Annotated in this window: 13 protein-coding genes, 4 pseudogenes and 1 riboswitch; of the genes and pseudogenes, 11 read left to right on the top strand and 6 right to left on the bottom strand. The window is 43.0% G+C overall.

Annotation, left to right across the window (positions count from 1 at the left end; all coding sequences use genetic code 11):
* Positions 1 to 258: pseudogene (locus O9332_RS05510) on the bottom strand (IS4 family transposase); the annotation flags it as partial.
* A gap of 433 nt (positions 259 to 691) precedes the next feature.
* On the opposite strand from O9332_RS05510, the gene O9332_RS05505 reads away from it, so the two are divergent.
* Both O9332_RS05505 and O9332_RS05500 read left to right on the top strand, forming a co-directional pair.
* Positions 692 to 922: a hypothetical protein gene (locus O9332_RS05505; RefSeq protein WP_288024133.1), complete on the top strand. Its 231-nt coding sequence runs from the start codon at positions 692 to 694 to the stop codon at positions 920 to 922.
* A 53-nt stretch (positions 923 to 975) separates the two neighbouring features.
* Positions 976 to 1,224: a Txe/YoeB family addiction module toxin gene (locus O9332_RS05500; RefSeq protein ID WP_288024136.1), complete on the top strand. Its 249-nt coding sequence runs from the start codon at positions 976 to 978 to the stop codon at positions 1,222 to 1,224.
* A 419-nt stretch (positions 1,225 to 1,643) separates the two neighbouring features.
* Here O9332_RS05500 and O9332_RS05495 read toward each other — a convergent pair whose 3' ends face one another.
* A complete protein-coding gene (locus tag O9332_RS05495) occupies positions 1,644 to 1,787 on the bottom strand; it encodes a hypothetical protein (RefSeq protein ID WP_002757162.1) in 144 nt (47 codons plus the stop codon).
* A 434-nt stretch (positions 1,788 to 2,221) separates the two neighbouring features.
* On the opposite strand from O9332_RS05495, the gene O9332_RS05490 reads away from it, so the two are divergent.
* The 3 genes from O9332_RS05490 to O9332_RS05480 all read left to right on the top strand — a co-directional run bounded on the left by O9332_RS05490 (position 2,222) and on the right by O9332_RS05480 (position 7,235).
* Positions 2,222 to 5,581: a ribonucleotide reductase barrel domain-containing protein gene (locus O9332_RS05490; protein ID WP_002757163.1), complete on the top strand. Its 3,360-nt coding sequence runs from the start codon at positions 2,222 to 2,224 to the stop codon at positions 5,579 to 5,581.
* Between the two features lie 80 nt (positions 5,582 to 5,661).
* Entirely contained in the window at positions 5,662 to 6,114 is a 453-nt protein-coding gene (locus O9332_RS05485) for a DUF29 domain-containing protein (RefSeq protein WP_288024129.1), read from the top strand.
* Positions 6,115 to 6,167: 53 nt separating this feature from the next.
* Positions 6,168 to 7,235 (top strand): ribonucleotide-diphosphate reductase subunit beta, encoded by a 1,068-nt coding sequence (locus tag O9332_RS05480; RefSeq protein WP_288024127.1) that lies wholly within the window; start codon positions 6,168 to 6,170, stop codon positions 7,233 to 7,235.
* Positions 7,236 to 7,598: 363 nt separating this feature from the next.
* Here O9332_RS05480 and O9332_RS05475 read toward each other — a convergent pair whose 3' ends face one another.
* Positions 7,599 to 8,519 carry an NAD(+) kinase gene (locus O9332_RS05475; RefSeq protein WP_002757170.1) on the bottom strand — a complete coding sequence of 307 codons (921 nt, stop codon included), beginning with the start codon at positions 8,517 to 8,519 and terminating at the stop codon, positions 7,599 to 7,601.
* Between the two features lie 379 nt (positions 8,520 to 8,898).
* On the opposite strand from O9332_RS05475, the gene O9332_RS05470 reads away from it, so the two are divergent.
* Complete coding sequence (locus O9332_RS05470; protein WP_159290762.1) at positions 8,899 to 9,438, top strand: phycobiliprotein lyase; 540 nt, start codon at positions 8,899 to 8,901, stop codon at positions 9,436 to 9,438.
* Positions 9,439 to 9,524: 86 nt separating this feature from the next.
* Here O9332_RS05470 and thiC read toward each other — a convergent pair whose 3' ends face one another.
* Positions 9,525 to 10,907 carry a phosphomethylpyrimidine synthase gene (gene thiC, locus O9332_RS05465; RefSeq protein WP_002757174.1) on the bottom strand — a complete coding sequence of 461 codons (1,383 nt, stop codon included), beginning with the start codon at positions 10,905 to 10,907 and terminating at the stop codon, positions 9,525 to 9,527.
* An 8-nt stretch (positions 10,908 to 10,915) separates the two neighbouring features.
* A riboswitch (TPP riboswitch) is annotated at positions 10,916 to 11,012 on the bottom strand.
* Between the two features lie 86 nt (positions 11,013 to 11,098).
* Between thiC and O9332_RS05460 the strand changes: the two are divergent.
* Positions 11,099 to 11,673, top strand: a pseudogene (locus tag O9332_RS05460) (RNA-guided endonuclease InsQ/TnpB family protein); the annotation flags it as partial.
* A 113-nt stretch (positions 11,674 to 11,786) separates the two neighbouring features.
* On the opposite strand, the pseudogene O9332_RS27955 reads toward O9332_RS05460, so the two are convergent.
* Positions 11,787 to 11,971: pseudogene (locus O9332_RS27955) on the bottom strand (hypothetical protein).
* Positions 11,972 to 12,009: 38 nt separating this feature from the next.
* Here O9332_RS27955 and O9332_RS05455 point away from each other — a divergent pair.
* Positions 12,010 to 12,270: pseudogene (locus O9332_RS05455) on the top strand (zinc ribbon domain-containing protein); the annotation flags it as partial.
* Positions 12,271 to 12,316: 46 nt separating this feature from the next.
* On the opposite strand, the gene O9332_RS05450 reads toward O9332_RS05455, so the two are convergent.
* Positions 12,317 to 13,492, bottom strand: a complete 1,176-nt coding sequence (locus O9332_RS05450; RefSeq protein WP_288024121.1) for a transaldolase — start codon at positions 13,490 to 13,492, stop codon at positions 12,317 to 12,319.
* Positions 13,493 to 13,702: 210 nt separating this feature from the next.
* On the opposite strand from O9332_RS05450, the gene rpmI reads away from it, so the two are divergent.
* From rpmI to O9332_RS05435, 3 genes are read left to right on the top strand one after another with little or no spacing between them, the layout of a single operon-like run.
* Positions 13,703 to 13,906, top strand: a complete 204-nt coding sequence (rpmI, locus tag O9332_RS05445; protein ID WP_002781071.1) for a 50S ribosomal protein L35 — start codon at positions 13,703 to 13,705, stop codon at positions 13,904 to 13,906.
* Between the two features lie 31 nt (positions 13,907 to 13,937).
* Complete coding sequence (gene rplT / locus O9332_RS05440) at positions 13,938 to 14,285, top strand: 50S ribosomal protein L20 (protein ID WP_002739593.1); 348 nt, start codon at positions 13,938 to 13,940, stop codon at positions 14,283 to 14,285.
* Positions 14,286 to 14,298: 13 nt separating this feature from the next.
* Positions 14,299 to 15,255, top strand: a complete 957-nt coding sequence (locus O9332_RS05435) for a PhoH family protein (RefSeq protein WP_002743972.1) — start codon at positions 14,299 to 14,301, stop codon at positions 15,253 to 15,255.
* Positions 15,256 to 15,435: the final 180 nt, after the last annotated feature.

Below are 15,435 nucleotides of genomic sequence, written 5' to 3'. Positions count from 1 at the left end.
AATATATACTAATCCTTTTATTGTGAATCTCTCCTGCTGTTTTAACATCTCTTTTAAGCAGAGAAACCAGATTTTTTCAATATTCAGAATTTCCAGCTTTAAAAATCTTTTTAGTTTTTTTCTCCGACTCTCAAACAGGATTGGTATTGGTAAGGCTTCAGCTAATATCTCTAACTTTGCTTGCTTCAATATTTGCCAGGTTCCAACTACCATTAACAACAGTAGATATCTGGCTCGCCCCAGTTCATTTTCTAACACTTTCTGGTATAGTTCACTTATCATTTTCGTTATTTAGGTCATATATGGTAAATATGACTTATCTTTTTTTGGAGTCTGTGTCTGTATTCCATGCTACATAAGCTTTTCAGCTGGCTTGTCCCCCTGTCAGGAAGGAGTGTCTCCCTCCCCTGAGCGGTTAGACAAGAGCTAGAACCTCTGGAAAGCCTTACAAGGGAGACTCTTACAACGAGGTAAGACTATACAGAAACGAGAAGAGCCAAGTTATCTTTGAAACTGCTAAGTAGCTGGTTATAATTAAATTAAAAATGGATTTTAGGTTCGATCCCCCCTGCCCCCCTTGATAAGGGGGGTGCCGATAGGCGGGGGGATCCCCCTTAATAAGGGGGGCATCTGATAATTTTTAACGCCTACCTACTTATAATTAATAGAATATCAAGAATAGTTGAATTCTATGAATGCACTAAAATACCAAACAATCATCAAAAATGGTCAACTTAGTTTACCTCACCTCGACTTACCAGAAGGAACAGTTGTCGAAGCGATTTTATTGATTAAAGAAGCTGCTGAAATGGATGAAACGGACTATCTGCTTTCCACAGAAGCTAACCGTCAACATCTCCAAGAGGCAAGAGAATCTCTGAAAAATCCTGATAGTTATATTTATGTAGATGCTGCTAACTGATCAGGAAAGTCGCCTTTCTAACCCGAAGTTTTGATGAGTTTAATTAATGGGCGATCGCAGACAAAAAAGTTGACGCTAAAATTGTCAGCCTTATTAAAGATGTTCAAAGAGAGCCTTTTTCTGGATTAGGAAAACCAGAAGCATTAAAACATGAACTATCAGGATTATGGTCACGACGCATTACAAAAGAACATCGCCTAGTTTATAGCGTGTCTGATCAAGAAATTGTTATTGTTTCCTGTAAATTTCACGGCTCTTCTGGTTTCTGTGTGGAGGGAAGAAGAATAGGGATAATTTTATAGAAATATAGTCTTCAAAGCCTTGCCTAGCAAGACTCCTACGAATGATAATCAGTGCTTATCACACAAAGTAGAGAAGAGCCATTTCACTACTAATAATTGCCAGAAATTCCAGAACTAGCTTAGAGCAAGAATTAGGGAACACGAAAACTTAAGAAGAATTTCTGAAGAAAGGGAAACCCAACCTACATTTTTCTTTTATTCTTGTCCAACACCACCATCGAATACTGTCCTATCCCTAGAGAAATTAATTGAATAGAACATTGCAAGTCAAAACAGGATTATGTTGATTTTGGACTCGACTTTAACACTCTTGAACACTTTAAACAGGATTTAGTATTACACAAGAGCTAGAACCTCTGGAAATGCGTTGCAAGGGAGACCCTTGCAACGAGGTAGAAACGAGAAGAACCACTTACTTATTAATTTTCCACAAAAGTAAATTTACCATTTTTACCATCGGCATTCATTTTAATTTGTGCCACGGAGAATTTATCCTGAATGATTTCCCCTTCGGGAGTAAAAGCAATATCTCCCAGGACAGAACGTAGGTTGGGTTGAAGCATGAAACCCAACGCCCGATTATGTTACGCTACCGCTAACCCATCTTACAAATAATTGTGCCTCCCTACTTAGGTACTTAAGAACAAAACTATACCCATAAGCTATCAGCCATTAGCTAAAGTCTGACCACAACCTCCTCAGCAGTCAAGCAGAATCGGATCAAAAATATTTTGTCAATCTGTTTTTCATGCCAAAGAAAAAGCTTTTTGTCAAGCATACAAAAGAACTACATTTTTCAGGAAAATCAAGAATTTTTTCCAGAAAATGTCAGCCAAAACACTGTTTTTAGGGAACAAAATAATCCTGGCTATACCATATATAGAGTGATAAGATTATTTAACACGCTAGATGTTGTGTTTTCCCAGAAAATCTGATATAATACTCTAGTACAAATAGATTAATTTGTCAAATTTTTTAACGCCGCAATTTCCTAATTATGCAATCAAAGCCCTTGACTACTACCGTCTCCATTCACAAAAATAACGAAGTAATACCCTTTCGTTCTACCCCTTTAGCTAATATGGGCAGCCATGGAATTAGAGTGATTCGGCGCGATGGTTCCACCACAAGCTTAAATATCGGCAAAATTCGCGACGTGGTAGAGTGGGCTTGTGAAGGCAAAAAAGTCAATTCAATCGCCTTAGAAGCAGGTTTAACCACGCGCCTGCGGGATGGGATTACCACCAGGGAAATACAGGATAATTTAATTAATTGCGCCCTAGAAATGTGTAGTCCCGAGGAACCGGATTGGCGCTATGTGGCGGGAAGATTGCATATTTGGAGTCTGTGGAAAGATACCTTAGTAGTCCGGGGTTATCAGTACGGAAATTACGAGAAAACTGTCAAAACTCAAGTTAAAAATCGGCTGTACGACGAAAGGATTCTCATCTATTCCGAGGCAGAATTAAAAGAAGCTGGTTCTTGGATTAATTCCGATTGGGACATCGATTATGATTACGCAGGGGCATTGTTAATCACTAGCCGTTATTTACTCAAAAATGAGTTACCCCAAGAGGCATTATTAACCTGTTCCTTGCTGCTTGCCACTGTGGAAGAACCAGCTAATAGACTCCCCTGGGCGAAGAAATTTTATCAAGCGATTGCTCAAAGAAAAATCTCTCTCGCCACCCCAATTTTAGCCAATTTACGCACTCCCAAAGGTTCCTTAACCAGTTGTTTTATCCTCTCCATTGACGACAGTTTAGAAAGCATTTTCGACGAGATTACTAATGCTGCCCGCATCTCAAAAAATGGTGGCGGTGTCGGGGTGAATGTGAGTAGAATTCGCGCCACTGGTAGCTGGGTAATGGGGAAAGCTAATGCTTCCGGGGGGATTATTCCTTGGATTAAATTACTCAACGATACAGCTATTGCAGTAAATCAGGGGGGAAGACGCGCCGGGGCAGTAACTATCGGTGTTGACATCTGGCATTTAGATGTGCCAGAATTTCTGGAAATGCAGACAGAAAACGGTGATCAAAGACGTAAAGCTTATGATGTTTTTCCCCAATTAGTTATCACCGATGAATTCATGCGTCGGGTGATAAATAAAGCCGAGTGGACATTAGTAGATCCCTACGAAGTTCGCAATAAATTAGGTATAGAATTAGCGGAACTATGGGGGGAAGAATTTGAAGAGGCCTATCGTTTAGTAGAAGCTAATTTAGATCAAGAGATTCTCCTCTATAAAAAAATCAATGCCCGGGACTTATTTAAAAGTATCATGCGTTCCCAAGTAGAAACAGGAATGCCCTACATTGCCTTCAAAGATACCATCAATCGCGCTAATCCTAATAAGCACGATGGCTATATCCCCGGTGTAAATTTATGCGTCGCGGGAGAAACAAAAATTCTCACTGACCGAGGACAAATAGCAATCGCTGATTTGGTGGGGGAATATGTTAATGTCTGGAATGGATTGGAGTGGTCAGAAGTATTAGTTAAAAAGACTGGAGAAAACCAGCCTTTATTAAAGGTCAATTTCTCTAACGGAGAGGCATTAGAATGTACTTACTACCATAAGTTTTACGTTCAGAAGAACTACAAGGGAACCGTGGAAATTGTGGAGGCAAAAGACCTCAAACAAGGAGATAAATTAATTAAATACCAGCTGCCTCTCATCCAGTCAGAAAATGATCTTGACTTTCCCTACGCCTACACCGCAGGATTCTTTTCTGGAGATGGGAGTTACGGAAACAATGGAATGCCAGAAGTTGACCTATACGGAGTTAAAAAAGAGTTACTTCCCTTATTGGCTATTCGTAACAAATATCGGGGAAATGGCTCTATTGAAAAAGGTACTTTTTGGAGAAAAGAAACCGATACCCTAGGGGTATATCATGACAGTAAACAAGATCGGATCGTCTGTAAACTCCCGTTAGATATTCCCAGTAAATTTACAGTTCCTCTCAATGGTTACACAATTAAATCTCGTTTAGAATGGTTAGCTGGTTTACTTGATGCCGATGGAACAGTTGCCCGCAATGGTTCTAACGAGTCTCTCCAGATTGCTGCTGTTAACCGGCAATTTTTGCTCGATATTCGCCTAATGTTACAGACTTTAGGAGTTGATTCCAAAGTTACTTTTATGGATGACGGTGGCTATAAATTGATGCCAAATGGAAAGGGAAATTATCAAGAATATCTCTGTCAACCAAAATATCGTTTACTGATTAATTCTGTCGGACTATTTCAACTTGGTCAATTGGGACTTAAAACCCATCGCTTACAATGGACTTTAAAAGAACCCCAACGTTCGGCCACTCAGTTTATTCGCATTGAATCGGTAGAGTTAACCTGTCGTCGAGATGACACCTACTGTTTTACAGAACCCAAGCGTCATCTGGGAATGTTTAACGGCATTCTAACAGGACAATGCACCGAATCTTTTAGCAATGTCACCCCCGATAAAACTGCCCATTGCTGTAATTTAGTTAGCCTTAATTTAGCCAATATCGACAGGGAAGAAATCGAGTCTAATTGTCAAATCGCTGTCAGGATTCTCGACAATACTATCGATATCACTAATCCTCCCTTTGATAATGCTAAAAACCACAACGATAAATATCGCACTATTGGGGTAGGGGCGATGGGATTGGCTGACTGGTTAGCTAAACGGAAATTATCCTACAATAACCTGTCAGAAATTAGTAATTTATTTGAAGAAATTGGCTATTGGTGTACCTATTCTTCGATGGAATTAGCCAAAGAACGCGGCGCTTATCAAGCTTTCTTGGGTAGTGAATGGAGTCAAGGTAAATTAATCGGAGCAAAACCAGTGGCATGGTTTTTAAATAACGCGGTGCAACCGCAAAGATGGCAACAATTAGCCGAAGATATTCAACGATTTGGCATCCGTAACTCCCATATTACCGCCATTGCTCCTAATACTTCCTCTAGTTTGGTACAGGGATGTACCGCTAGTGTTTTGCCGGTTTATAGTCGCTTTTTCTACGATAAATGGGCAAAGGGAACCGTTCCCATCGCACCACCTTTTATTGAAGAAGCTTTCTGGTTTTATCCAGAGAATAAAAATCTCGAACAGCAACAAGTGGTAAAAGCGATCGCTACTATGCAAGAATGGATTGATACGGGGATTTCTATGGAATTATTATTCAACCTCAATGAAGGGGTTTATTTCCCCGCAGAACCCAACCGTTGTCTCACTGCTAAAGATATCTTTGATACTCTCATCATGGCGTGGGAATTGGGGTGTAAAGCGATTTATTATATCCGTACCGTACAAAAGGACAATTTTCGAGAGTCTGACGATAGTTGTTCTAGTTGCGCTAATTAAGGTTAACTTGGGTGGGCAATGCCCACCTTAATTTTTTTATATCATTTAAAATAAGTCCTACTCATCACCTAATCACAGCTATGGATAAGACTTTATACGAACAGGATTACTATCTCTGGATAGAGAAAACCATATCTTTACTAGAAAATCATCGGTTTTCTGATTTAGATTTAGAGAATTTAATTGAAGAAATAAAATCTATGTCTATCAGTCAACAGAAAGCCCTTAAAAGCAATCTGACCGTGATTTTATGGCATTTACTAAAATACTTACAAGAGCCAGAAAAACAAACCAGAAGCTGGGCATTAACCCTTTTTGAGCAGCGAGAAAGAATCGAAGAAGATTTAGAAAATAGCCCTAGTCTTAAGAGTTTTTTAACAGAAGACAATTTAAAAAAATGCTATAATAAGGACAGAAAAAAAGCCGCTATTGAAACAGGGATAAACCTAGAGAAATTCCCGAAGGATTGCCCATTTACTTTGGCAGAAGCCCTAGATTTTGAATTTATTCCTAATCAAAATCAAAACATTTGACTTTTTACCGAAAATCTATTATAACCTAAAAGTGCCATAATATCCAAGTAATCATGTCCTTACATTTAGTTAATTCTTGCCATTCGATGCCCATTTCCCCGATCTTCAATCCGGCGGGAGATGATGCGATCGAAAACCGTTCGATCTGGTTTGGTAACACCACCAACCTGATGCAGTTAAACGATGTCCGCTACACCTGGGCGGTGGGTTTATATCAACAAATGCGCGAAAATTTCTGGATTCCGCAACGCTTAGATATCACTCAAGACGTGACTGAATACGGGCATCTTACCGACGAAGAAAGATATGCTTATGATGGTATTTTATCCTATCTAACTTTTCTTGATTCCGTGCAAACCTGTAATATTCCCCACCTAAAAGGTAGCGTCACTGCGCCAGAAATTAGTCTTTGTATGGCGGAACAAATTTCTCAAGAAGCCATGCACAATCAAAGTTATCAATACTTAATTGAAACCATTATTCCCTCGGATCGCAGAGGCGAAGTTTATGACTTTTGGCGTACCGATAAAGTTCTCAAGGATCGCTGTGAATTTATCGCTAGTCTCTACCAGCAATACATCGACAAACAAACTACTGAAAGCTATTTTATCGCCCTTCTTGCCGATTATTTGCTGGAGAGTTTGTATTTTTACAACGGCTTTATCTTTTTCTATAATCTCGCTTCTCGACAGCTAATGTCCGGTAGTGCTGACGTTTTCAAAATGATCAACCGGGACGAATTAAGTCACGTCCGTTTGTATCAGAAACTTATTCCCGAAGCCATGGCAACTTTTTCCCATTCCGTTGAACAGATTTATGAGATGTTCGATACGGCCGTTAAACACGAATGTCGCTGGACAAATCACATTGTTGGCAACGACATTTTAGGTATTACCGAATACAGTACCGAACAGTACACCAAATACCTCGCTAATATTCGGCTGAAAGCGATCGGACTTGAGCCTTTATACAAGGAAGAAAAGTATAACAAAAGTCCCTATAACCATCTAGAACGCTTCTCCGATACCAAAAAAGAAGGCCACACCAAAGCGAACTTTTTTGAAGCAACCGTTACCAGTTATGTTATGTCTTCTGGCTTAACTGGATGGGATGAAATTTAAAATTTACGGGACAAGAATAACCCAATTCCTTACCATAAAGTGGCAATTTTGTCAAATATTTTGACAACTTTTGACCCTCTATTCGCTGGGGTGCAAGGGGCCTTTTGCTCCTTCGACCCCGCTCAACCTTTAACGATCCCTACTGGCATCTCGGTAATTATAAGTAGGGCTGGCTGAATAATGGTAAAACCCTTGTTGGTTAAGACTTTTAGAGTTTTTGTAAATCAAAAAGTACCAGATATGGGAGTGATCGGGGGGAATTTAGGCACTTTTTCCCTGAAAATTAGGTAATTGACCCCCTGAAAATCGGTAAAACCCTACACCCTACACCCTACACCCACGAAAAACTTTTTGCCGCAAACCCTAATTATGACGATTGCCATCATAATGAATTCTCGCTCCGGCCCATTGTAATTTTTCCTGTAGAGTCTGATAAAAAGAATAGCTTTCCCGCAGGATAATAAATTGGGCGAATTTTTCAGCTTTGGTAACTCCCACCCATTGCCCGGGCCAAATGGAAGTGGCTAAAGCGCCATCCATCCAGAGTTTAGTGTTTAATTCGTAGTCTCCCAGAGGCCAAATACTGACCAGAGATGCCGGGGGAATGACAATCGGCCGACTGGAGAGACTCAAGGGACAAATCGGGGTGACAGCGATCGCTTCCATGCCGGGGTGTATAATCGGGCCATTAGCGGAAGCGGTGTAACAGGTGGACCCCGTGGGAGTAGCCACTAATAAACCATCTCCTTGGTACTGATCTACTACTTCCCCGTCCACTTCGATTTCGAGGATTGAGGTGGGCATCCTATCGATACTAGCGGGTTTCACACACATCTCATTCAGGGCATAAAATGCCTCGCTCACTGGCTGCGGGTTTCTTTTATCCCCTTCATAGATTCTGGCCTTTAACATCATCCGTTGTTGTACCGCGTAGTGGTCGGATTGTAAACGATCCCAGACCGTCTCCGTATCCTGGAAAATCTCAAAAGGTTCCGTTAAAAATCCCAGATGGCCGCCGACATTCACCGCTAAAATTGGAATGTCTTCGTGAGCTAAATAGCGAGCGGCGGCTAAAATGGTTCCATCTCCCCCCAAAACGATGGCAAGGTCGATTTTTTCCGATGCTGAGGCTAAAAATACCGGATAGGGATTATCTTTAAAGCCACTGGGTCCCATTAAAACTTTACACTGACGGGCTTCTAACTGTTTAGCGCATTTTTCCGCCCATGCTTTACTTTGGGGATGGTTGGCCTTGTGAGCGATGATGACTTGTTTTAACTGCACGGAGTTGAGACCTTGTTCGGAGGTTCTATATTTTTAACAATACCAAGACTGGGCAGATCGGGTGAAAAGTAACAGGTAAAAAAGGGGGTTGGGGGAATCACCTCGGCCTCACTGTAGCCAATTTGACAGAATTAATCGATAGATAAGGGTAAATGGAAGTAACTAGGATAAGCTCGCAGGTTTTAGCAATCTTATCCCGTTTTTTCCCTGTAACTGCTGTATCTATGCGGCTTTTTCCCAATTATCTCTCTCAACACCCCTACCACTTAATTTCCATGCAGAGTTATAATTGTATTAAGATGTGTAACAGTTCTCTGGCAAACTCTTGACAAAGGATAACAAATCTGCTCTCCCAAAAAACAGGAAAGGTTTTATTTCTATGACATTAATTCAAACCGCCCAATTATCGCTAGAAACTTTGGCTTTAGCCTTTTTTAAGCAGACAGAAGGACGCTGGCAATCCCAGAGACGTTATTACACCCTCACCCAAGAAACGGAACCCCAAGAAGTTATCAGCGCCATCGAGATTAAATATTTACCCCAAGGCAGCGAACCATTAATTCAACTGGCCCGTTTACATAATCTGGAAGATACAGTTCTATTAGGTGGTACGGAAGTGACTTGGCAAAGTAATTATCTCCGTCCCCAGAGTAAAAAACCCTCCAACGGTTCGACTATATTCGGTATTTTAGATAATATTCTCTATCGCGATCGGGGATTTGCGACGGATAAACCCGTTAGCGCTATTTATACCTTTCCTAACCCCTCTACTCTCTGTCTGAGAACAGAATACGCCGGTTCTGTCTTTGAAGAAGAAATTAAACTCATCGGTCAACAATATCGCACCCGACAAACTATTATCTCTCGCGCCGGTCAAGAATTGATGATCGGTCAATATCTAGAAAAACGGGTCAATTAGTCAAAAAATCGGCGGCTATTCCCAGAATTTTGACTTCTATGCTAGGAATAGGGCTGAAATCAAGCAGCCCTTCCCATAACTCCCCTTTAAACCGGGGTTAAATTGTCTTGATTCTGACTAGCGAGAAACTTCTCTAATTCCGTAATCGCATCGGCATCGACTTTAGTTTGCATGGGACAGAATTTCGGTCCACACATCGAACAAAACTCCGCCGTCTTATAGATATCTGCGGGTAAAGTCTCATCGTGGTATTCCTTAGCGCGATCGGGATCCAAGGATAACTGAAATTGACGATTCCAATCGAAATTATAACGAGCAATGGAGAGTTCATCGTCACGATCCCGCGCTCCGGGACGATGACGGGCGATATCTGCCGCATGAGCCGCTATTTTGTAGGCAATTAAGCCATTTCGCACATCTTCAGCGTTGGGTAAACCGAGATGTTCTTTCGGGGTGACATAACATAACATCGCCGTCCCGTACCAACCCGCCAGAGCCGCCCCGATCGCCGAAGTGATATGATCGTACCCTGGAGCAATATCGGTGACAAGGGGACCAAGAACATAGAAAGGTGCTTCGCTACACTCCTCCATTTGTTTTTTCACATTAAATTCAATTTGATCCATGGGAACATGGCCAGGCCCTTCCACCATCACCTGTACATCGTGTTCCCAAGCGCGGCGCGTCAGTTGGCCGAGGGTTTTCAATTCCGCTAATTGGGCCGCATCGGAAGCATCGTGGGTACAACCAGGACGCAGGGAGTCACCGAGACTAAAAGAAACGTCATAACGCTGGAAAATCTCGATAATTTCATCGAAATGGGTGTAGAGAGGATTTTGCTTGTGGTGGTGCAGCATCCACTTAGCAATAATACCACCGCCCCTGGAGACAATCCCGGTCAGACGGGTTTTGACTAAAGGCAGGTGTTCGATGAGGATTCCCGCATGAATCGTCATGTAATCTACCCCTTGCTGGGCGTGTTTTTCGATAATATGGAGGAAATCTTCGGGGGTGAGTTTTTCAATATTGCCGTGAACGCTTTCCACCGCTTGATAGATGGGTACAGTACCGATGGGGACAGGAGAAGCATTGATAATCGCAGTGCGAATTTCGTCCAAATTACCGCCACCGGTGGAGAGATCCATCACCGTATCTGCGCCGTATTTGACCGCTAGGTGTAATTTTTCCAGTTCTTCGTTAATATTCGAGGAGTTGGGTGAAGCCCCGATATTAGCATTAACTTTACACTTAGAAGCAATACCGATCGCCATAGGTTCGAGGTTGAGGTGATTGATATTAGCGGGAATAATCAGTCTTCCTCGGGCGATTTCGCTGCGAATCAATTCGGGAGAGAGATTTTCCCGTTTTGCCACATACGTCATCTCTTCGGTAATTATCCCCTGACGGGCGTAGTGCATTTGCGATACATTTGCTTGTCCGCGCCGGGGGGCAACCCATTCTTGTCTCATAATTTTATTTCCTCTGTAAACAGCTTCCCTACGCTGGAATTACCCAGTCTCAGGTTCTAAGGGTCTTTCTCAGCCTGATTGCCTCAGACACCCCTAGCTATGACGGCAATTGTACCACTGTTGAGGACTGAGGAGATAAAGCTTAAGATTGTTGTTTGATTGGGCAGTTAGGCTAAAACCCACTTAGACCCCCTACAATAAACTTCTTAGGTGACGAATACTTAAATTTTCCACAATTGGGAAAAATTAGAATCCGGCCATCTAGAGAATACCCGTCTGGGTTTGAGCCTAAACAAGCTCGAATTATCCGCAAAGCGTCGGGATTTTACGTTTCGGTTTCCTTCCAATCTACGGAATTAGTTCCCGATATGACAGTGGGGAAGACCTGTTTAGGAATTGACGCGGGGATTGAGAGTTTTGTCGCTACTTCACGAGGAGATTTAATCAAAGCCCCTCGATTTTTGTTGAAAGTACAGAGTAAGCTTAAATTGCTACAAAGACGCTTGAAACATCAAGTCAAAGGCTCAAACAATTGGTTAAAACTCCAAGAGAAGATAGCAAGATTACATGAAAAGGTGTCTAATACCCGTAGAGATTGGCACTTTAAACTAGCTCATTATCTTTGTGATATGCCGATAATATCTTCGTTGAAGATATTAACTTCGTTTCCTGGTCTAGAGGGATCGTTAGAAAACAATCTCTAGATTCGGGTATCGGTAGTTTTATTAACGAGATACTACCGTTTGTCGCTTGGAAACGGGGAAAATAAGTAGCTGGTTATAATTAAATTAAAAATGAATTTTAGGTTCGATCCCCCCTGCCCCCCTTGATAAGGGGGGTGCCGATAGGTGGGGGGATCTGATAACTTTTAACGCCTACCTACTTAGGGTTAGCTGAATAAATCTTAAAACCTTGTTGGGTAAGACTTTTAGACCTTTTGTCAATCAAAAAGTACCGGATATGGGAGTGATCGGGGGAAATTTAGGCACTTTTTCCCTGAAAATTAGGTAATTGGCCACCTCAAAACTGGTAAAACCCCACACCCCACACCCCACACCCCACACCCTGCCACCACCGAAAAACTTTTTCAGCAAACCCTACTTATTATCTTAAAGTCGATAAAAACGGAACTTCGCAAGAGTGTCCGAATTGTGGCGCAATTACCGGTAAAAAAGCCTTATCGGAAAGAGTTCACCGGTGTGATTCTTGCGGCCACATTGAACCAAGAGATACGGCATCAGCGAAGGTAATCGAGAACCGAGGAAAAAACGCGGTCGGACTGACCGTGTTAGAAAACGCTTGCGGAGGCGGTCGGTTGGGGGTCGTTCAGTTAAACCTGTTTGATCTAGTCAAGAGCCTATGAACCAAGAATCCCCCGCTACACCGCGCGAGCGGTTAGCGGGGGAGAGTCAAGCTTCCACTAAACGAAAAGCCGCACCCAAACCGACAGCGATCTCATCGGGAGAAATTCTGCCATCATGGTTAATATCGATCGCATCAAATACCGCATCGGTTCCCGCCCATTCTTCCCGGGTGATGAAACCATCCCCATCATGATCATAGACTCGAAAAATATCTTCGGCGGCGTGTTCTAGGGTTGACTGACCTTCCAACTGGGTTAAACGTTGAATCAGCAATTGTTCTAATAATTCTAAAGCTTTGGTAAAACCTTGAATACCTTCCGTTAGTTTTTCGGAAGCCATGGCATCTTCGGCGTGCATTTTCTCAAAAGTCGCTTGATCCATGGCAATTTTGACAATATCAAGGGTTGCGGCCTGTGCTGGATCGAGCTTACGGGGTAAATCGGCTTCTGTCTCTTGCAATTGTTCGAGCAGTTTCGGAGAAATGGTTAAAAGATCACAACCAGCTAACTCGCAAATTTCGCCGATATTGCGGAAACTTGCCCCCATAACTTCGGTTTTATAACCAAACTTTTTATAGTAGTTATAGATCTGGGTAACGGATTGGACTCCGGGATCTTCAGCGCCAACGTAGTCTTTACCAGTTTCTTTTTTATACCAATCGAGAATCCGACCGACAAAGGGAGAAATTAAGGTTACTCCCGCTTCCGCACAGGCGATCGCCTGATGAAAACCGAATAATAGAGTTAAATTACAGTGAATTCCCTCTTTTTCGAGGACTTCTGCAGCTTTAATCCCTTCCCACGTCGAGGCAATTTTAATTAAGACTCTTTCTCTAGAGATACCCGCTTGTTCATACTGGGAAATGAGATAACGGGCCTTGTCGATGGTAGCTTGGGTATCGTAGGAAAGACGAGCATCCACTTCGGTGGAGACGCGGCCGGGGACGATTTGCAGGATTTGCAGACCAAAACCGATCGCTAGGCGATCAAAAGCTAATTTGGCCACATCTTCCGGGGTGGCCTGCTCTCCTAATTCTTTTCTGGCCGCTTGCAGGGTTTGATCGACAATCGGCCGATATGGGGGCATTTGGGCCGCAGCCGTGATCAGGGAGGGGTTAGTGGTGGTATCTTGGGGGGTAAAAGCTTCGATCGCTTGGATATCGCCGGTATCGGCAACAACCACTGTAAATTGGCGTAATTGTTCTAGTAGGGTTTTAGCCATAACTTCTCCAGATGCGTGTTAACGCGAGACATTATCTGGATCTTAGCGATTCGATCAAGAGGAAGGGGAAAAATTCCCGATTGATTTAATTCCCAAGTACAGACCTGGCCAAAGTAAGGATGAGCCGGGGAATCTTTTGGCCACTCCTTGCCTAAAGTCCTCTATTTGTGATAGTATTAGTGATTGTGTCGATTTAATAAAAGGGAGTTTATGCCCAAGCTAAAAACGCGAAAGGCGGCGGCCAAACGATTCGAGGCCACGGGAAGCGGCAAAAAAATCAAACGTCGCAAAGCCTTCAAAAATCACCTACTCGATCATAAAAGTGCCGAACGCAAGCGCCGTCGTTTGTCCCAGATTACCTTGGTACACGAGCGCGACGAGAAGGAAGTGCGCTTAATGTTGCCCTATTTGTAAGTTTTCCAGAAAAATTGTCTAAAGGATTATCATGTCTAGAGTAAAACGGGGGAATGTCGCCCGCAAGCGACGCAAAAAAGTTCTCAAATTAGCCAAAGGTTTTCGCGGTTCCCACTCGCGCTTATTCCGTACAGCGAACCAACAGGTAATGAAGGCCTTGCGGAATGCCTATAGAGACCGTCGCAAACGGAAACGCGATTTTCGTCGTCTTTGGATTACCCGCATTAATGCCGCTGCTCGTCAACAGGGCATCAGTTACAGCCAACTGACCGGACAATTAAAGAAAGCTAATATCCTCCTCAATCGGAAAATGTTAGCCCAATTAGCCGTCCTCGATCCCGTCGCTTTTGCTAAAGTGGTAGAAACAGCCAAAGGATAATTTAGCCCCGAGCATGACGGAAACTTGGCAAACGATTCAATTCCCCAGTTCAGAAAGTGCGATCGCTTTAGCGGGTCATCAAGAAGCTAACCTCAAATTGATAGCCAAGCAAACTGGGGCGAATTTAGTCCTCAGAGGCATGGAATTGCGGATTGCGGGGCAACCAACCCCCGTGGAGCGTGCCACAGCGATTGTACGCTCCTTAAGTATTTTATGGCAAGAGGCCAAGTTAATCGCCGAAGCCGATATTATGACCGCTATCCATGCCCTCGATACGGGGCGTTCTAGCGAGTATAAAGAACTACAGCAGGATATTCTCGCTCGTACCCGTCGCGGGGAGCTAATTCGGGCAAAAACCTTCCGTCAGCGTCAATATATCCAAGCGATTCAAAGTCACGATATCACCTTTTGTATTGGACCTGCCGGCACGGGGAAAACCTTTTTAGCCGCCGTTTTAGCCGTACAAGCTCTATTAGAAGATAAAGTAGAACGGATTATCCTCACCCGGCCGGCCGTGGAAGCGGGGGAAAAATTAGGCTTTCTCCCGGGGGATTTACAGCAAAAAGTCGATCCTTTTTTGCGTCCCCTCTACGATGCTTTATACGAATTTATCGAAGCGGCCAAAATTCCCGACCTGATGGAACGGGGTAAAATCGAAATCGCACCCTTAGCTTATATGCGGGGACGAACCCTAGCTAATGCTTTTGTTATCGTTGATGAGGCCCAAAATACTACCCCAGCACAGTTAAAAATGGTCTTAACTCGCTTGGGATTCGGTTCGCGCATGGTAGTAACTGGAGATGTCACCCAAACCGATTTACCGCAACAACAGGAATCGGGGTTAATTGCCGCTCAAAAAATCCTCAAATCAGTAGAAGGGATCGCTTTTTGTTACCTATCCCGGGCCGATGTGGTGCGTCATCCCCTAGTACAAAAAATTGTCTCAGCTTACGAACAGCACGAAAAATAACAGGCTCTTCTAGGTTCTGTGTGATAAGTTTAACTTACTCAGGATCGATCTTTGTGTCCTTTGTGTCTTTGTGGTTCGCTCCACTCCCTCGCTAGGAGTAATGTATCTTAGAATACATTTTACCCACCAAACCTGGGAGAGCCAATAACAGATTGTTGAGATAGTCGCTCTTGTACTCTT

This window comes from Microcystis sp. LE19-10.1B (assembly GCF_027530565.1).
Classification (GTDB): domain Bacteria; phylum Cyanobacteriota; class Cyanobacteriia; order Cyanobacteriales; family Microcystaceae; genus Microcystis; species Microcystis aeruginosa.
The sequence above is the reverse complement of the archived record's forward strand: the minus strand, read 5'-3'. Positions and strand labels throughout refer to the sequence as shown.